Source organism: Luteibacter sp. (assembly GCF_051958795.1).
Classification (GTDB): domain Bacteria; phylum Pseudomonadota; class Gammaproteobacteria; order Xanthomonadales; family Rhodanobacteraceae; genus Luteibacter.
Genome location: NZ_JBQCFT010000022.1, coordinates 1 through 17,617 on the forward strand (window position 1 = coordinate 1; position 17,617 = coordinate 17,617).

The 17,617-nt window shown below is 66.2% G+C and carries 15 protein-coding genes; 4 read left to right on the top strand and 11 right to left on the bottom strand.

Going from position 1 to position 17,617, the window contains the following annotated elements; genetic code table 11:
* The 3 genes from priA to ACTHLF_RS01445 all read left to right on the top strand — a co-directional run.
* The coding region (gene priA, locus ACTHLF_RS01435; RefSeq protein WP_440324193.1) for a replication restart helicase PriA at positions 1-852 on the top strand (852 nt) is incomplete at its 5' end.
* An 88-nt stretch (positions 853-940) separates the two neighbouring features.
* The gene (tal, locus tag ACTHLF_RS01440; RefSeq protein ID WP_440324194.1) at positions 941-1,897 is read left to right on the top strand and encodes a transaldolase; all 957 of its coding nucleotides are present in this window, start codon (positions 941-943) and stop codon (positions 1,895-1,897) included.
* 180 nt (positions 1,898-2,077) lie between these two features.
* The gene (locus ACTHLF_RS01445; RefSeq protein WP_440324195.1) at positions 2,078-2,788 is read left to right on the top strand and encodes a TylF/MycF/NovP-related O-methyltransferase; all 711 of its coding nucleotides are present in this window, start codon (positions 2,078-2,080) and stop codon (positions 2,786-2,788) included.
* Between the two features lie 89 nt (positions 2,789-2,877).
* On the opposite strand, the gene ACTHLF_RS01450 is transcribed toward ACTHLF_RS01445, so the two are convergent.
* From ACTHLF_RS01450 to rpoH, 7 genes are all read right to left on the bottom strand, one after another.
* Positions 2,878-4,275 carry a coniferyl aldehyde dehydrogenase gene (locus tag ACTHLF_RS01450; RefSeq protein ID WP_440324197.1) on the bottom strand — a complete coding sequence of 466 codons (1,398 nt, stop codon included), beginning with the start codon at positions 4,273-4,275 and terminating at the stop codon, positions 2,878-2,880.
* A 133-nt stretch (positions 4,276-4,408) separates the two neighbouring features.
* Complete coding sequence (locus ACTHLF_RS01455; RefSeq protein WP_440324199.1) at positions 4,409-5,839, bottom strand: efflux transporter outer membrane subunit; 1,431 nt, start codon at positions 5,837-5,839, stop codon at positions 4,409-4,411.
* Complete coding sequence (locus tag ACTHLF_RS01460; protein WP_440324201.1) at positions 5,826-6,998, bottom strand: efflux RND transporter periplasmic adaptor subunit; 1,173 nt, start codon at positions 6,996-6,998, stop codon at positions 5,826-5,828. Before ACTHLF_RS01460 ends, ACTHLF_RS01455 begins: the two co-directional genes overlap by 14 nt.
* Positions 6,988-10,191: an efflux RND transporter permease subunit gene (locus ACTHLF_RS01465; RefSeq protein ID WP_440324203.1), complete on the bottom strand. Its 3,204-nt coding sequence runs from the start codon at positions 10,189-10,191 to the stop codon at positions 6,988-6,990. Before ACTHLF_RS01465 ends, ACTHLF_RS01460 begins: the two co-directional genes overlap by 11 nt.
* Positions 10,192-10,286: 95 nt before the next feature.
* Entirely contained in the window at positions 10,287-11,651 is a 1,365-nt protein-coding gene (locus ACTHLF_RS01470; RefSeq protein ID WP_440324204.1) for a sensor histidine kinase, read from the bottom strand.
* Positions 11,635-12,318 carry a response regulator transcription factor gene (locus ACTHLF_RS01475; protein WP_440324206.1) on the bottom strand — a complete coding sequence of 228 codons (684 nt, stop codon included), beginning with the start codon at positions 12,316-12,318 and terminating at the stop codon, positions 11,635-11,637. The genes ACTHLF_RS01470 and ACTHLF_RS01475 overlap by 17 nt, the downstream gene beginning before the upstream one ends.
* Before the next feature lie 78 nt (positions 12,319-12,396).
* Positions 12,397-13,257, bottom strand: coding sequence for an RNA polymerase sigma factor RpoH (gene rpoH, locus ACTHLF_RS01480; protein WP_440324208.1), 861 nt, complete (start codon positions 13,255-13,257; stop codon positions 12,397-12,399).
* Between the two features lie 310 nt (positions 13,258-13,567).
* On the opposite strand from rpoH, the gene ACTHLF_RS01485 reads away from it, so the two are divergent.
* Positions 13,568-14,026, top strand: a complete 459-nt coding sequence (locus ACTHLF_RS01485) for a type II toxin-antitoxin system PemK/MazF family toxin (RefSeq protein WP_440324210.1) — start codon at positions 13,568-13,570, stop codon at positions 14,024-14,026.
* A gap of 137 nt (positions 14,027-14,163) precedes the next feature.
* Here ACTHLF_RS01485 and ung read toward each other — a convergent pair whose 3' ends face one another.
* The 4 genes from ung to ftsE are packed head-to-tail and all read right to left on the bottom strand — an operon-like array spanning position 14,164 to position 17,370.
* Positions 14,164-14,865 (bottom strand): uracil-DNA glycosylase, encoded by a 702-nt coding sequence (gene ung, locus ACTHLF_RS01490; protein WP_440324212.1) that lies wholly within the window; start codon positions 14,863-14,865, stop codon positions 14,164-14,166.
* On the bottom strand, positions 14,862-15,701 hold the full coding sequence (locus ACTHLF_RS01495; protein WP_440324214.1) for a response regulator: 840 nt from the start codon (positions 15,699-15,701) through the stop codon (positions 14,862-14,864). The genes ung and ACTHLF_RS01495 overlap by 4 nt, the downstream gene beginning before the upstream one ends.
* A 14-nt stretch (positions 15,702-15,715) precedes the next feature.
* Entirely contained in the window at positions 15,716-16,696 is a 981-nt protein-coding gene (gene ftsX, locus ACTHLF_RS01500; RefSeq protein WP_440324216.1) for a permease-like cell division protein FtsX, read from the bottom strand.
* Positions 16,693-17,370: a cell division ATP-binding protein FtsE gene (gene ftsE / locus ACTHLF_RS01505; RefSeq protein WP_247331587.1), complete on the bottom strand. Its 678-nt coding sequence runs from the start codon at positions 17,368-17,370 to the stop codon at positions 16,693-16,695. Before ftsE ends, ftsX begins: the two co-directional genes overlap by 4 nt.
* Positions 17,371-17,617 lie beyond the last annotated feature (247 nt).

Genomic DNA, 17,617 nt, shown 5'->3' on the forward strand with positions numbered 1-17,617 from the left:
CGTTGCGAGCGGCCGATGACGCTGCATGCCGGGCGGCGCCGGCTGATCTGCCACCACTGCGACAACACGATCGCGCAGCCCGCCGCGTGCCCGGCCTGCCAGTCGACGAACCTCAGCCCGCAGGGCCAGGGCACCGAGCGCCTGGAGGAAGCGCTGGCCGAGCGCTTCCCGGAGATTCCGGTGGTGCGAATCGACCGTGAAACCACCCGGCGCCGCGAGGCCTTCGGTGAAATCCTCGACGGCCTGCGCGAAGACAAGCCGGCCATCCTCGTCGGCACGCAGATGCTCGCCAAGGGCCACGACCTGCCGAACCTGACCCTGGTCGCCATCGTCGGCGTGGACGAGGGGCTGCATAGCATCGACTTCCGCTCGAGCGAGCGGCTGGCGCAACTGGTTGTCCAGGTCGCCGGCCGCGCGGGGCGTGCATCGCGCCCGGGCAGCGTGCTGCTGCAGACCCACCACCCCGACCACCCGATGCTGCATGGCCTGCTGCGTGGCGGCTATGCGGCCGTGGCGTCCGACCTGCTGGCCGAGCGCAAGATCCTGGAACTGCCGCCGTTTTCGCACCAGGTGCTGTTGCGCGCGGATGCGCACGGCCGCGCGGAGGTGGATGCGTTCCTGCACGAGGCCCACCTCGCCATCGGCGAACCCGGCGACCTGCGTCTCTCCGGCCCCATGCCCGCCCCGATGCCGCTGCGCGCCGGGCGCCACCGCGGGCAGCTGCTCGTGGAAGCGGCGACGCGCGCGCACCTGCACGCGTTCCTGCGGCCCTGGCAGCATGCACTGGCCGGCCTGCCGAGCGCCCGCAAGGTACGCTGGTCCCTTGATGTGGACCCCATCGACCTATATTGAACATGGTGACCGATACCATCGGATGCCTATCCCCGCCGCCGTCCCGGCGCGACAATCTCTTTCCCCACAGGTAACGGAAGCTGCCATCGTGACCAGCCAACTCGAACAACTGCGCAAACTCACCAAGGTCGTCGCCGACACCGGCGATATGTCGGCCATGAAGACCTTCAAGCCGGAGGACGCGACCACCAACCCGTCCCTGCTGCTCAAGGCCGCTGGCATCCCCGAGTACGCTCCGTACATCGATGAGGCGGTGAAGTGGGCCAAGGAACAGAGCAATGACCGTTCCCAGCAGCTGATCGACGCCGGCGACCGCCTGGCCGTGCTGGTCGGCCGCGAGATCCTGAAGATCGTCCCGGGCTACGTCTCCACCGAAGTGGATGCGCGCCTCTCGTTCGATAAGGAAGCTTCGATCGCCAAGGCCAAGCGCCTTATCGGCATGTACAAGGATGTGGGCGTCGACCCGAAGCGCGTGCTGATCAAGCTCGCTTCGACCTGGGAGGGCATCAAGGCCGCCGAGCAGCTGCAGCAGGAAGGCATCAACTGCAACATGACCCTGCTCTTCAGCTTCGAGCAGGCCGTGGCCTGCGCCGAGGCTGGCGCGTACCTCATCTCGCCGTTCGTAGGTCGCATCTTCGACTGGTACGTGAAGAACACCGATACGAAGACCTACGCGCCTGAGGAAGACCCGGGCGTCAAGTCGGTCCGCCGCATCTACGATTACTACAAGACCCACGGTTACAAGACGATCGTGATGGGCGCCAGCTTCCGCAATATCGGCCAGATCCAGGCCCTCGCCGGCTGCGATCGCCTCACGATCTCGCCGGACCTGCTCAAGCAGCTCGACGAAACCGATGCCGACCTGCCGGTGGCGCTGAAGGACACGGGCAAGAAGGCCGAGCCGCCGGCGAAGCACATGACCGAAGCGCAGTTCCGCTGGGGCCACAACGAAGACGCGATGGCCACCGACAAGCTCGGCGAAGGCATCCGCAACTTCGCGAAGGACCAGCGCAAGCTGGAGGAACTGCTGGGCGCGAAGCTGTAAGCCTGCGCGTTTCCTGAGTTCGAGAAGGGCCCTTCGGGGCCCTTTTTTTTCGCCGCTGTCGTGGGAGCGCGCTTGCGCGCGATGGCGCTGGCGGCAAGACCCATCGCGTGCAAGCACGCTCCCACAACTATCTCGCCGGAATCGGGCACCCACGGGTTTATCCCACGGATCGCCCGTACCATGGCCACCATCGCTTCGACCATCCGCCCGCAGCGCTGGCAGGACAAGCTGAAGCCTGGCGCCCTGCTGCGCACCGCCCTCGCCCGCCGTGGATCCATGCAGGCCCACCTGGGCCCCGAGTGGCACGGCAGCCTCCGCACCATCCGCGAGACGCGCGAGATGACCGCCATCCTCCTCACCGATGCGGCGGCGCTGCAGATCATGATTGCCGTGCGCGCCGCCGTACGACTCGGCGGTGCGATGGCTGAAGCCGGTGTGTTCAAGGGCGGCAGCGCCCGGCTCATCTGCGAGGTGAAAGGCGAAGCCACGCTGCGCCTGTTCGATGTGTTCGAGACGCAGCAGCATGCGTCAGACGCCCCGGCCGCCGAGGTGCGCAACTACTTCGGTCCCGTGCACGGCAGCATGGGGCTCGTCGAGCGGATCCTTGCGCCCTACCCGAACGTGCACTTCCACCCCGGCTGGTTCCCTGCGTCCACGACCGACGTACCAGACGAGCACTACAGCTTCGTCCACCTCGACATGGATCTCGTCTCGAGCACAAACGCGGCGCTCGAATACTTCCTGCCACGCATGCTCACCGGCGGCATCCTCATCGGCGACGACTACTACGACCCCGGCGTACGCCAGTGCTTCGCCGAGCACTGCGGCCGCGGCGGTTACACCCTGATGGAGTTACCGTGGGGCCAGGTGATGGTGGTAAAGCACGCGTAGGAGCCCACCCTGTGGGCGACGCCGTTCGCGAAAGAGCCACAGGCGCTACTACGAAAGATGTCGCCCACAGGGTGGGCTCCTACGGGTGGCTATCGGCGGATCTTGAGGCCGAGGATTCGCTCGATCGCCTTGTCATACGGCGGGCGCAGCATCGCCGTGATGTCGAAGCGTGATTGACGGTAGACGGAACGCGCGTGGCTGAAGGTACGGAAGCCGTCGAAGCCATGGTAGGCGCCCATGCCTGACGGGCCAATGCCGCCGAACGGGAGGTTGTCCTGGGTGAGGTGGACGACGGTGTCGTTGAGCGTGACGCCGCCCGCGACGATGTTGGCGAGAACCCGCTCCTGGTCGCCGCGAACGTTACCGAAGTAATAGAGGCTCAGCGGCCGGGGACGGTCGTTGACGTACGCGATGGCGTCGTCGAGACGGCCATATGGAATGATCGGCAGGATCGGCCCGAAGATTTCCTCGTGCATCACGGCCATCGCGTCGGTGGCGCCGAGTACCAGCGTCGGCGCCATGCGGCGGCCATCCACGTCGTCAGCGGAGGGGTGGAGCGCGCGAACCGTCGCGCCCTGGGTGCGCGCATCATCCAGATAGCCTTCCAGCCGAGCCTTGTGCCGGTCGTTGATGATCGATGTGTAGTCGGCGTTGCCACGCATGGTCGGGAACATCTTCGCGACGTTGCGTGCGAGTGCTTCGGCGAATGCATCGACCGAACCTTCCGGCACGAGCGCAAAGTCCGGTGCGACGCAGATCTGCCCGGCGTTGAGCGTCTTGCCGAATAGCAGGCGGCGGGCCGCGAGATCGAGATCGGCATCGCGGCCGATGATCGCCGGTGATTTGCCGCCGAGCTCGAGCGTGACCGGAACGAGGTTCTCGGCGGCGGCACGCATCACGTGCTTCGCGACCGACGTGGCGCCGGTAAAGAGCAGGTGGTCGAACGCGAGCGACGCGAATCCCTTGCCGACGGCTTCATCTCCAGTGATGACCACGACTTCGGTGTCATCGAATGCGCTCGCAATCATGGTCTGCATCAACGCCGACGACTTCGGCGTGAACTCCGACGGCTTGATCATGGCGCGATTGCCGGCCGCGAGAATGCCTGCCAGCGGAGCGAAAGTAAGGTTGAACGGGAAGTTCCACGGAGCAATGACGCCGACGACACCCTTGGGCTGGTAATCGACCCAGGCGCGCGCACCGAGCAACGCGAGCGGCGCAGGGGATACGCCACGGTAGTCGCGACGCATCCAGCGCTTTACGTGACGCTTCGCGTGTTTCAGCGGCTCGATGGAGGCGGCGACATCGCTGACCAGCGTGCCCTGGCGCGACCGATGGCCGAAGTCGTCGCTCAGTGCGTCGGCGATGTCGCTGGCGTGATCGACCAACAGGCCGATGGCGCGATCGAGGCGATCGATGCGGATGCCCGCCGGTGGCGTGCCATCACGGCGGTGGGCGGCTTGCTGGCGTGCGAGGGTTATTTCCATGGCCGCATCATAGCGGCCAAGTACCTCGTAGGAGCCCACCCTGTGGGCGACGCCTTTCGCGACAACACCACAAGGTCCGCCGCGTCGTGGCGAAACACGTCGCCCACAGGGTGGGCTCCTACACAAGGCGCGATCAGGAGGCCGCGGGGGCCTGCCAGCCGCCGCCGAGCGCGCGGATCAGCGCCACGCTGGCGCGCAGCTGGCGAGTCTCCAGGTCGATCACGCTGCGGCGGGCATCGAGTTCGGCGGTCTGGGCCTGGACGACATCGAGGTAGCCGACGGCACCTTCGCGGTAGCGATCCAGCGAGAGGTCCACCGAGCGCTGGGCGGCGTCGGCCGCGGCACGCTGGTCGGTCAACGCATTGCCGAGATCCCGCAGCAGGGTCAGGTTGTCTTCCACCTGCGCGAACGCATTCAGCACGACATCGCGGTACTTCGCACCGGCTTCGTCGGTCGCGGCCTTCGCCGACTCGACGGCGGCCTTGCGGCGCCCACCATCGAACACGTTGAGCAGCACGGTCGGCCCGACGGACCAGAAGCGGTTCGGCGCGGTCGCGATGTTGCCCCAGGCCGAGCTCTGCCAGCCGCCTTGCCCGTCCAGCGTGATCTGCGGGAAGAACGCGGAGCGCGCCACGCCCACGCGCGCATTGGCTGCAGCGGTACGCCGCTCGGCCGCCGCGACGTCCGGCCGGCGCTGCAGCAACACCGAAGGCACCTCGAGCGGGATGCTTGGCACCTTCATCGCATCGTCCTTCGTCTCGAGCGTGAAGGTCGAGGCGCTGTCGCCGACGAGCACTGCGATGGCATGCAACACTACCGCGCGCTGGGCCTGCGCCTGGGTCAGCTGCGACTTCGCATTCGAAAGCTGCGTCTGCGCACGCGCGACATCGAGGCCCGAAGCGATACCACCCTCGTGGCGCGACTGCGTGAGCTGCAAGGCCTTCGCAAAGGCCGTGATGCTCTCGTTCAACACCTTGATCTGGCGGTCCTGCCCGTTGAGCTGCAGGTAGCTATCGGCAAGCTGCGCCTGCAGGCTCAGCTGCGCGCCGGCTAGATCGGCGGCGGACGCGGCCTGCTCGGCGGTTCCGGCGGCGACGGTGTCACGCACGCGACCCCACAGGTCCACCTCGTAATCCAGCTGGCCACTGATGGTGTAGGAGTTGTAATACGCCGGCGAGGTCGCGCCACGCAGCGGGCGCGTATCCGATTCACGGTTACGCGTCGCATTGCCGTTCAGCCCGAACGTCGGGAACAGCCCCGCACGGACCTGCTTCGTAAACGCCTCGGCCTGCGCGTAGTGCGCATACGCCGCAGCCAGCGTGGCGTTATTCTTCAACAGCTGGCCCTGCAGGCCATCGAGGCGCGTATCGCCGTAGAGCGACCACCAGCTTGCGCGGTCGAGATGATCGGCCGGCTGCGCTTCCACCCACGGTGAATCGGCGTTCGCGAACTGCGGAGCGACCGGCACCTCTGGCGCCTTGTAGGTCGGCGCCAAGGAGCAGGCCGCAAGGCCCATCGAAAGCACCAGCCCTGCGAGCAGCCGCAAGGATTCAGGCCTTGCCATTGCCGCCGTCCTTCTTCGGGGGAATTACGCGCACGGTGTCGCCATTGGCCAGGCCATCCGGCGGGCTTTCGATCAGGCGGTCACCCGCGCTGATGCCCGAGGCGAGCTGCACGGTCTTGCCGAAGTCCTGCGCGATCGAGACGTCCTTGAACGTCACCTTGTTCTGCGCATCGACCACGGCCACGCGCAGGCCGCTGCCGTCATAGACGAGCGCGCTGGCCGGCACGCGGAACAGCGCCGCGTTGGCTGGCAGGTCGAACGTCACGCTGGCGTAGCCACCCGGGAGCAGCTTGCCGTCGTTGTTGTCGACCGCGACCTGCACCAGCGTCGTACCGCTGGCGGCATTGATCGCCGAAGAGCTCGATTCGATCTTGCCCTCGAAGGTCTGGCCCGGGTACTCCGGCACGGTGAGCTTGACGGTCTCGCCCTGCTTGATCGCCGGCGCGTAGTTCTGCGGCACGTTCACGTACATGCGCAGCTTATGCGTGTCGGAGACGACGAACAGCTCCTGGCCGCCGCCGCCCGCGTTGATCAGCGCGCCGACATCCGTCTCGCGGGCCGTGACCACGCCATCGAACGGGGCCACCAGCTTCGCGAAACCCTTGGTCGCCTGGATGCGTTCCAGGTTGGCCTGGGCCGCCGCGGCGAGCGCATGCTTGGCATCGTAGTCGCCGGTCTTCTCGTCGACTTCCTGCTTCGACACCGAGTCCGAATCGCGCATCGCCTGCCAGCGCTTCGCGGTGGTCTGCGCCAGCGCCTCGTTGGCACGCGCGCTGGCGAGGTCCGCCTTCGCCTGCAGCAGCTGCTGGTCGAGGTCGGGCGTTTCGATTTCGCCAAGGATGTCGCCGGCCTTCACCTTCTGGCCGATGTCGAACTTCCACGACTTCAGGTAGCCGCTGGTGCGCGCATAGATCGGTGCCCGCGCGTACGCCTGCAGACGGCCGGGCAGGTTGAGGTCACCACCGCCCTGGCCGCCTTCGGGCGTCACCAGGGTGACCGATGGCGTGGCCTGCGCATCGGTCCACTCGCGCAACTTGTGCGATTCGTTGGCGCGGGTCGCCACGCCGGCGACGACGATGGCGAGCACCACGATGGCGGCGATGATCCCGGCGAGGCGCAGGCGGCGCGGCTGGGGGGTATGGATTGTATCAGGCGACATGGACGGGCTCTCCGGAAGCGTTCGCCGGGGTTTTGGAGGCGTGGCCGCGACGGCCATGGACAATGTTGAACACGACGGGCACGAACAGCAGCGTGGCCGTGGTGGCGAAGATGAGGCCGCCGATCACGGCGCGGCCGAGCGGTGCGTTCTGCTCGCCGCCCTCGCCCATGCCAAGGGCCATCGGCAGCATGCCGATGATCATGGCGAGCGCGGTCATGAGCACCGGGCGGAAGCGGACGAAGCCGCCCTCCGAAGCCGCGAGGAAGGCGTCACCGGTATCGGCGAGACGCTCGCGGCAGAAGCTCACCACCAGGATCGAGTTGGCGGTGGCCACGCCCATGCACATGATGGCGCCGGTGAGCGCAGGCACGGAGAGCGTGGTGTGCGTGGCGAACAGCATCCAGATGATGCCGGCGATAGCGGCAGGCAACGCGGTGACGATCACGAACGGATCCGCCCACGATTGGAAGTTCACCACGATCAGCAGGTAGATCAGCACGATCGCGCCGAGCAGGCCGAGGATCAGGCCGGTGAAGGCGCTGTTCATGGTCTGCACCTGGCCGAGCAACGCGGTGCTCGACGCCTTCGGCAGGTCCTTCTTGTGCGCATCCAGGATCTTCTGGATGTCCGCGGCCACGCCGCCAAGGTCACGATCCTGCGTGGTGGCGAAGATCTCGACCATCGAGTTGATGTTGTACTGGCTGACCACGGTGCTGCTCGTCGATCGCGAGAACGAGGCCAGGCCACCCAGGATCTGCGAACCCGCTGTGCCCGTGCTGGGACTGATCGGCACGTTGGCGAGGTCGGGCAGCGTATCGATGGCGTACTGCGGCGTCTGCATCACGATCGGATAGGACACGCCGTTCTGCGGATTAAGCCAGAAGGTCGGTGCGATCTGGCTGGAGCCCGCGAGGTTCACGCCAAGGCTGCTGGTGACGTCACGCTCGGTGATGCCCACCTGCTGCGCACGGCTGCGGTCCACGTCGACATTGAACGTCGGGCTGGACTGCGACTGCTGGATGCGCGCATCCACGACGCCCGGTACCCGGCGGATCTCACGCAGCAGCGTGTTCGCGTACTTGTAGTTCGCGGCCACGTTGGGGCCACGGATCTGCAGGTCGATCGGCGCAGGCGAACCGAAGTTCAGGATCTGGCTGATGATGTCCGCGGGCGGGAACGAGAATGTCGCGGTCGGGAACAGGCGCGGCAGCTTCTCGCGCAGCTGGCGCACGTATTCGGCCGTCGGCTTGTGGTCTTCCTTCAGCGAGATCTGCAGGTCGCCATCGGCCGAGCTCACCGTACCGGTGTTGTTATAGGTATTGTTGATGCCCGACGACGAGAGGCCCATGTTGTCGACCACCGTACCGAGCTCATCGGCAGGGATGATCCGGCGCACTTCCTTCGTCACCGCCGCGAACAGGTTGGCTGTCTCTTCGACGCGCGTACCGACCGGCGCGCGGACGTGCATCAGGATCTGGCCGGAATCGACCGACGGGAAGAAGTTCCGGCCGAGCATCGGCACCAGCGCGAACGAGACGATCACGAAGGCCATGAAGCCGATGACGAACGGCTTGCTGTGGCGCAGGGCCATCTCCAGCAGGCCATGGTACCCCTGGCGCAGCGCCTCGAAGCGCTTCTCGAAGCCACGCTGGAAGCGAACCAGCGGGTTACGCGAGACCTTGCCGTGCTCACCGTGCGGATCGTCGACCGAATGCGGATGCAGGAGGTACTTCGCCATCGTCGGCACCAGGGTGCGCGAGAGGATGAACGAGCAGATCATCGCGAACATCACCGATTCGGCCATCGGCACGAACAGGAAGCGCGCGACGCCCTCCAGGAAGAACATCGGCACGAACACGATGCAGATGCAGAGCAGCGACACGAAGGCCGGCGTCACGATCTGCGCGGCGCCGTCGAGGATCGCGGTTTCGACGTCCTTGCCGTGCTCGAGGTGCCAGTTGATGTTCTCGATGGTCACCGTGGCGTCATCCACCAGGATACCCACGGCCAGCGCGAGGCCACCGAGCGTCATGATGTTGAGTGTCTCGCCGAAGGCGGACAGCATCGCGATCGCTCCAAGGATCGCGAGCGGGATCGACGTGGCGATGATGACCGTGGAGCGCCAGCTGCCAAGGAACAACAGGATCATCAAGCTGGTCAGCGCCGCCGCGATCACGCCTTCGCGCGCCACGCCGGAGATCGCGCCGCTCACGAACAGCGACTGGTCGCCGATCGGGCTGATCTTCAGGTTCTCGGGCAGCGCGTCCTTCATCGACGCCACGCGATCCTTGATGCCCTGGATGATCGCGAGGGTCGAGGCCGAACCGTTCTTCAGCACCGTCATCAGCACCGAGCGGTTGCCATCGACGTGCACGATATTGGTCTGCGGCGGCGATCCGTCGCGTACGTGGGCGATATCACGGATGAACACCGTCGCGCCGTTGACCACCCTCACCGGCAGGTTGCCCAGCTCTTCGACCACGGAGGGCGAGTTGTTGAGCTGCAGCGTGTACTCGAAATCGCCGATCTTCTGCGTGCCGACGGGCGTGATCAGGTTCTGCGCGGCGAGCGCATTGGCCACGTCCTGCGCCGAAAGCCCGCGCGCCTGCAGCGCCGCGGGGTCGATATCGATCTGCACCTGGCGGGTCTTGCCGCCGAACGGATACGGGATCGCCGCACCCGGCACGGAGGTCAGCTGCGGACGGATCGCATTGAGGCCCAAGTCGCCCAGGTTCTGTTCGGTCAGGCCATCGCCCGAGAGCGCCAGCTGGATGATCGGTACGGTCGAGGCGTTGTAGTTCAGGATCAGCGGCGGCGTGGTACCCGCGGGCAGCTGCCTCAGCAGCGTTTGCGCCACGGCGGTGACCTGCGCGTTGGCGGTGCGGATATCCACCGTGGGCTGGAAGAAGATCTTCACGATGCCGAAGCCGTTGATCGAGTTCGCCTCGATGTGTTCGACGTCGTTCACCGTGGTGGTGAGCACGCGCTCGAACGGCGAGGACACGCGGCCGACCATCTGGTCGGGCGGCAGGCCGGTGTACTGCCACACCACCGCGATCACGGGGATCTTGATGTCGGGGAAGATATCGGTCGGCGTGCGCATCGCCGAGAGCGGACCCACGATGAGGATCAGCAGGGCGAGGACGACGAAGGTATACGGCCGCGTGAGGGCGATCCGAACGATGCCAATCATGAGGGGGACGGTTTCCGAGCGCGATGTTGCGTCGCGGCGAATTTTGCCCCCGCGTGATCCTGCGGCGTAGTTAAGATTTATTTAGGCGTTTTCGGCTAAGCCGCCGGGCAGGTCACCGAGAAGACCGCGCCTTCGTCATTTCCGCCCACCGCCAGCGAATAGCCATGCAGGCGCACGATGGCGCTGACGATAGCCAGGCCGAGGCCGCAGCCGGGTTTGGCGCGCGTCTCATCCCCACGGTAGAAGCGACGGAATACCGCTTCGCGCTCGCCCACCGGGATCCCGGGGCCGGTATCCGCGATGTCGATGCGCGCATCGCCCGTGGGATCGGTGAGCGCCACCAGGCGGATCGCGCCGCCGTTCGGGGTGAACTTGATCGCGTTGCCCACCAGGTTGGCGAACGCCTCGAACATCAGCTGGGGGTCGCCACGCAGCGGCGGCAGCTTGCCGACATCGAGTTCGAAACGCTGGTGGCGGTCCTCTGCGAGCGGTGCATAGAAGTCGTGGACGTTCTTCAGCACGGCCCCGAGGTCCATGTCCTCGAAACATGCGCTGCGCTGACGGTCTTCCAGCTCGGAGACGCGCAGCAGCGCGCGGAACCGGGCCAGCACCGTGTCGATTTCCTCGACCGCGGCCTCGAGCTGCTCGGCGGCGGGCGTGTCCGCGAACTGTTGCTGCACGCGGTACAACCGCGTGCGCATGCGGGTCAGCGGCGTGCGCAGGTCGTGCGCGATGTTGTCGGTGACGCCCTTCACCTCGCCGAGCAGGCGCTCGATCTCGTCGAGCGTGGTGTTCACCGTGCCGGCGAGCAGGTCGACCTCGTCGCCGGCGCGGGTCACCGGCAGGCGGACACTGAGATCGCCTTCGCGGATCGGTTCCATCGCCTGCTGGATCTGGCGTACGCGGCGCGCGGGCCGGCGAGCGATGAGGATGCCACCCAGGACACCTGGGAGAAGCGTGAGCGAGAGGCCCCACAATGCACCCCGGCGAATGATCGCGCCGAGACCGTCGATGGTCGCGCTCTCCTTCACCACGACCAGGCGCTGGCCGTTCGGCAGCGTGGTGGCGAGGCCACGTGCGCGCCGGCCGTTCTCGCCCGGGTGGTCTTCCACCTGGGCCGCGACCGCGTGGATCACGTTGTCTTCCTCGAGTCCCTTCGGAATCGTCGCGACGTTGCCGGCCAGCCGGCGGCCCTGCGCGTCGAACAGGCCCGCGGCCATGAAGCCGGTGGCATCGATCGCGCTGGCGGTGTCGACCGTATCGTTGAGCCGGCGCGGATCAGTCTTTTCCAGGTAATGCAGGCGCGCGGAAAGCATGCCGTCCACGACGTTCGTCAGGTAGCGCGAGGATTCCCACTGGACGACACCCAGCAGCACCACGCACCAGATGGCGAACAGTGCGCCATAGATGAGGATCAGGCGCGAGGTGGCGGAACGCCAGGCGTCAGTCAGCGGGCGCAAGGACGTACCCCGAGCCGCGCACGGTGCGGATGAGCGGCACCTGGCCGGCGCCGTCGATCTTGCGGCGGAGGCGGCCGATATGGACATCGATCACGTTGGTGCCCGGATCGAAGTGGAATCCCCACACGTGCTCGAAGATCATCTGCCGGGTGACGACCTGGCCGGCGTTGCGCATGAGGAACTCGAGCAGGCGGAACTCGGTGGGCAGCAGGGTCAGCGGCTGGCCGTTGCGCAATGCGTTGTGCTTCACCAGGTCCAGTTCGAGGTCCTCGACGCGAAGCCGCGTCTCGGCCGCTTCGGGGCGGCGATGGCGGCGGAGTAGCACCTCGGCCCGCGCCGCGAGCTCGTCAGGCGCGAAGGGCTTGGTCAGGTAGTCGTCGCCACCCGCGCGTAAACCGCGGACGCGCTCGTCCACGTCGGATAGCGCGCTGATCATCAGCACCGGCGTCTCGACCGAGCGCTTGCGCAGCTCGGATACGACATCGATGCCGTCCATGCCGGGCAGCATGCGGTCGAGGGTGATGATGTCGTAGCCGTTTTCCAGGGCGCGGGCCAGGCCGTCGCGGCCGTTGGCGACCCACTCGGCGTTGAGGCCGTGCGCGCCGAGCTCCGCGACGATATCGCGGGCGGTGACTTCGTCATCTTCGATGACCAGGGCCCTGGGCATCCTTCTCACTCCACGTTCGAGGCAACGGAAAACGGCCCCACGAGGGGGCCGTTCCGGATCTTACGCCGTTCGCTGCACTCAGGCGGCGATGGCGACGCGCATCTTCTTCATGGCATTCGCCTCGATCTGGCGGATGCGCTCGGCCGAGACGCCGTACTCATCGGCCAGGTCCTGCAGGGTGGCCTTGTTGTCTTCGGCCAGCCAGCGGCGCTGGATGATGTCGCGCGAACGGGCATCCAGGTTGGCGAGGGCAGAGCCCAGGGCGCTCATCTGGTTGTCCGAAGCGTCGGCTTCGGCCAGGTTGTCGTACGGGTCGGCGCCTTCGTCGACCAGGAACGCGGCCGGAGCCGGCTTCTCGTCGTCATCGGCATCGGCCGGGGCTTCAAAGCCGACGTCACGGCCCGAGAGGCGGGATTCCATCTCACGGACGGTGGCTTCCGGCACGCCCAGGTCGTGGGCGACCACGCGGACTTCCTCGGCGTTCATCCAACCCAGGCGCTTCTTGCTCTTGCGCAGGTTGAAGAACAGCTTGCGCTGGGCCTTGGTCGTGGCGACCTTGACGATGCGCCAGTTGCGCAGGATGAACTCGTGCATTTCGGCACGGATCCAATGCACCGCGAAGCTGACGAGGCGCACGCCCTGGTCCGGGTCGAAGCGCTTCACCGCCTTCATCAGGCCGATGTTGCCTTCCTGGATCAGGTCGGAGAGCTGCAGGCCATAGCCGTTGTAGCCGCGGGCGACGTGCACCACGAAGCGAAGGTGGGACATCACCAGCTGGCGGGCGGCGTCGAGGTCGGCGTCGTCGTGGAAGCGCCGCGCAAGCGTCTGCTCCTCGTCAAGGCTGAGCACCGGGATGCGATGGACGGCCGCGATGTAGGAATCCAGACTGCCAACGACGCTCGGTAGCCCGTAGTTACGGGTGGCGAGGGCTTGAGACATGTGTGGAACCTCCTGAAAGGTATCGGTGCAGGTTAGCAGTCCCAGGGTGGGAGTGCTAACCCCTGCCGAAGTTCAATCTTGGTTAGCTGTACTCAATGGTACAGAAATACCCCCGGGGTGTCCAGTGGGGGTTGAAAGGTATTCAGGAGGGAGAACGCTACCCGGCCGCTGCTACGGCGGCGGGAACCACTTAAGTGACTGATGTGCAATACATATGGGGGTAACCCTTCAGATCTAAAGGGCAATCCCCTACGCGCGGAAAGCCCATGCCCCGGCAGTCAGATGGCAAGGCGCACCCCAAGCTCGCAGGATGGCCTTCTACTACGCTCCCCTTCCCGGCACCGTCCTGATCTGCCGGTTTCCACCGCCCGGATCCGCGCCCCCAGGCGAGATGGTCAAGACGCGCCCGGTGATCGTCGTCAGTCGCCGGCTCAAGGGGCGCCCGGGCCTTGTCAGCATCGTGCCGGTCAGCATGACTCCGCCGCGAGAACCTGCAGGCTGGCATGTCCGCGTGCCAGCCGATGAGATGCCCCCAGGCTGGCGCGATCGCGAAGGAGATCGGTGGGCGAAATGCGACATGGCCATGGTCGTCAGCCTTGAGCGTTTGTCGCATGCGCGAGCTCATGCGTCGCGCACAGCGCAAGGCATCCTTACACGTGTAAGTGAGAAGACGCTCAGCGAGATTCGCACAGCGTTGGCTTATGTGTTCGAGCTGGACGCGTGTCGATGCGAAGGTGCTTGCACGTTGGACGCACAACAACTAGATTAAGGCTGTCTATCGGCGGCAACGTCGATTTCGAAGACCTCGATGCACTCAAGGGTAGCGATCGAGGCGGGCCGAAACACGATGACAAGTGATTCGGTTGCTACTTAGCCCGCGCGCTTCGGCCGCGGGCTTTTGTCTTTTCAGGCTTCGAGTTCGGCGCGTCGCGGCAGCGACCAGTCGATGGGTTGCTCACCGCGCTCGATGAGATATGCGTTCGCTTTCGCGAAATGCCCGCAGCCCATGAAACCCCGGTGCGCCGATAACGGCGAGGGATGCACGCTGCGCAGGATGCAGTGGCGCTTGCCGTCGATGAGCTGGCCCTTCTTCTGCGCGTGGCTGCCCCACAGCATGAAGACGAGGCCTTCGCGTTCACGGTTGAGCGCATCGATCGCGGCGTCGGTGAAACCTTCCCAGCCCTTGCCCTGGTGAGAGCCGGCCTGCCCTGCTTCCACGGTGAGCACCGCGTTTAGCAGAAGCACGCCGCGATCGGCCCATGTCGTGAGACAACCATGGTCCGGACGAGGAATGCCGAGGCAGCTCTCGATTTCCTTGAACATGTTCTGCAGCGACGGCGGCACGCGCACGCCGGGGCGCACGGAAAAGCTCAGGCCGTGTGCCTGCCCGGGTCCGTGGTACGGATCCTGGCCGAGGATCACGACACGTACCTTGTCGAACGGTGTGTGCTCGAACGCGTTGAAGATCTCGGGACCCGGCGGATAAATCACCTTGCCGTGTGCTTTCTCGTCACGAAGGAATGTAGAGAGCTCGAGCATCTCAGGCCGGTCGAGATGATCGCCGACGCGCTCCTTCCACGAGGCCTCGAGCTGCACGCGATCGTTCAAGCTTCCGCCTTCGCACGCAGGTGCAACGCGACGCGCAACTGGAACAGAAGCTTCGTGATGAGCAACTTCTCTTCGACAGGCTTCTCGACCAGGTCATTCGCACCGGCACGCAGCAGCGCCGCCTGGTTTGCGGGATTTTCATCGCCGGTCATGATCAGCGTGGGCAGCCTGCCCTTGCCGTAGCCGAACTCATTGCGGATGCGCTCGACCAGGTCGCCGCCGGTGAGCTCACCCTTGAGGCTCACGTCGGTCAGGACCACGTCGGCGCCAACCTTTCCTCCCGCCTTGGCCGTACGCAGGAACTCGATCGCATCTTCCGCACTGATGACGTGATGTACGGTCAGGCCGTACTTCTCCATCATGCGGCGCGTCGCCAGCGCGACGACACGGCTGTCTTCCACGTAAAGCACTTCGCCTTCCGCACCGCCTTCGGGGCGCACGTAGCCGCGGATGAACTCCGCCAGTGCCTCGAAGCCGAGCGACTTGTCGAAATAGTCCGTGACGAACTCGCCGAGTTCGCGACGATGCAGGCGCTGCTCGACGTCGCCCGACACCACGACGATCGGCATGTAGATCTGCGGCGCGGCTTCGCGGACGAAGCGCGCGACATCCAGGCCATCCATGTCCGGCAGGCGCAGGGCCACCGTGACGAAGTCGAACACCCCGCGTTGCAGTTCCATCTGCGCTTCCGCGCCGGTCCCCACGCCGACGATTTCCACGCCAGGCACTTCCGCCGACACGACGCGCGAAATCAGCGAGCGCACGACCTTGGAGCCGTCCACCAGCAGGATGCGCGGCGTGGCGCCAGCGACGCCTGATCCGATATGCGATGCCACCCCCTGGCCTCCCCTTAACCCGCCGCCGCGCGGCGTATCTGTCGAGCGCTGACCAGCCGCGCACCGAGCCAGCCGAGGACGGCGGACGCGAGCGGCACCGAAAGAAGCAACCACACCGGCAGGCCGCCGAACTGCACGCTGCCATCGTAGGCGGCGGCGAGGCGGCCGACCGGGCCGGCCATCGCCAGCTCGATCACCACCGCCAGCGCCACGGCCAGGATGCCGGCAAGCAGGCCCAGCCAGATGCCTGCATAAAGATAAGGCCGGCGTACGAAGGGCCGGCTGGCGCCGATCAGCAGCAGCACGCCGATTTCCTCTGCGCGGCTCTGGATGTCGACGCGAATGGTGTTGCCGACGACGAGCAGCGCGGCGATGCCAAGCAGCAGCGCGAGCATGGTGGTCGCGCGCGCGCCGACACCGACGATCGCATCCAGCCGCTGGCGCCAGGCGCCCGTGTCCTGGACCATGTCGACGCCCTGCGTCGCCTTCATCGATTCGACGAGACGGCTGGCGTCCTCGGCGGAAAGGTTGGGCTTGGGCTGCACGGCTAGGACATAAGGCAGCGGGTTCACATCAAGCGACTGCAAAGCGCCCGAGAACCCCTGCACTTCAGCCAGTTCGGCGAGGCCATCCTTCGGGGTGCGCACGGTGATGTCCTGTACCTCCGGCCGGCCGCGCAAGGCCGAGGCCGCGGTTTCCGCCATCGCCGCGTTCTCACCCGGCTTCATGAAGGCACTGATCGTCTGGTTGCGGCCCAGCGCATCACCCATGCGCTCGACATTGCCGAGCAGCAGGTAGAAGGCCAGCGGAAGCGCGAGCGCCACGCCCATGACGGCGACGGTAAGGAGCGTGCCCAGAGGGCGCGAAGCCAGCCGGCGCCAGCTGATCGAGAGGCTCCAGGCGTGGTGTTCGCGCCAGGCGCCGATGTGGTGCGGCGTGGTCCGGCGGGTCTTCTCCGGCTCGGGTGCACGGCGCGGCTCGCGGACGGTGTTCATACCACCTCCGTCGCGGGCACGTCGGCGATGAGCTTGCCGTGGTCGAGGACGACGACGCGTTTCTTCATGCGCTTGATCAGCATCAGGTCGTGGCTCGCGACAAGGACGGCGGTACCCACCGCCTGGAATTCGGCGAACAGGCCCATGATCTCCATGGCCAGCTGCGGGTCGAGGTTGCCGGTGGGCTCATCAGCGATGAGCACGGCGGGCTTCGCGACGATGGCGCGGGCGATGCCCACGCGCTGCTGCTCGCCGGTGGAAAGCGTGCCGGGCAATTGCTTCTCGTAGCTGAGCAGGCCGACCTTCTCGAGGGCGGCACGCACGCGCCGTGCCCGTTCGGTGGGCGAGACCCCGGCGATGACCAGCGGCAGCTCCACGTTCGCGAACACGCTGCGGTCCAGCAACAGGCGGTGGTCCTGGAAGACCATGCCGAGCTTGCGGCGAATACGCGGGATATCGGAGGAGCGGACGGTATTGAGCTTCTGGCCGTCCAGGGTGACCACGCCGTTGGTCGGGCGCTCGATCATGGCCAGCAGCTTGAGCAGGGTGCTCTTGCCGGCACCGGAATGCCCGGTCACGAAGGCCATTTCACCGGCGTCGACCTGGAAGGAGACATCCGTAAGGGCCTGGTGGTCGCCCTCGTATCGTTTGCTCACCAGATCGAAACCGATCACCGCGCTACCCGTTGGCTCGTGAAGCCTAGAGGATAAGGGATGCGGCGGGGTTTGGGCCGGGTCTGGGTCGCGAAATTCGGGCGGGTGGCGTGCGGCGTCGCCGCTTCGTTGGCTTATCGCGCGCAAGCGCGCTCCCACAACAACTGTCATGTGGGAGCGCGCTTGCGCGCGAATCATGCCGCCAGGGCGTTTCTTCCCGGCGTAAATCCGGCCCAGGCGACGGAACACGCCTTCCTTCTTCGCCGGG

Excerpts from the sequence above, each read along its gene's own strand:
- rpoH (WP_440324208.1), bottom strand. The coding sequence starts at position 13,257 with ATGTCTCAAGCCCTCGCCACCCGTAACTACGGGCTACCGAGCGTCGTT.
- ACTHLF_RS01450 (WP_440324197.1), bottom strand. The coding sequence starts at position 4,275 with ATGGAAATAACCCTCGCACGCCAGCAAGCCGCCCACCGCCGTGATGGC.
- ACTHLF_RS01460 (WP_440324201.1), bottom strand. The coding sequence starts at position 6,998 with ATGTCGCCTGATACAATCCATACCCCCCAGCCGCGCCGCCTGCGCCTC.
- ACTHLF_RS01455 (WP_440324199.1), bottom strand. The coding sequence starts at position 5,839 with ATGGCAAGGCCTGAATCCTTGCGGCTGCTCGCAGGGCTGGTGCTTTCG.
- ACTHLF_RS01485 (WP_440324210.1), top strand. The coding sequence starts at position 13,568 with ATGGCCTTCTACTACGCTCCCCTTCCCGGCACCGTCCTGATCTGCCGG.
- ACTHLF_RS01445 (WP_440324195.1), top strand. The coding sequence starts at position 2,078 with ATGGCCACCATCGCTTCGACCATCCGCCCGCAGCGCTGGCAGGACAAG.
- ACTHLF_RS01465 (WP_440324203.1), bottom strand. The coding sequence starts at position 10,191 with ATGATTGGCATCGTTCGGATCGCCCTCACGCGGCCGTATACCTTCGTC.
- ACTHLF_RS01475 (WP_440324206.1), bottom strand. The coding sequence starts at position 12,318 with ATGCCCAGGGCCCTGGTCATCGAAGATGACGAAGTCACCGCCCGCGAT.
- ftsX (WP_440324216.1), bottom strand. The coding sequence starts at position 16,696 with ATGAACACCGTCCGCGAGCCGCGCCGTGCACCCGAGCCGGAGAAGACC.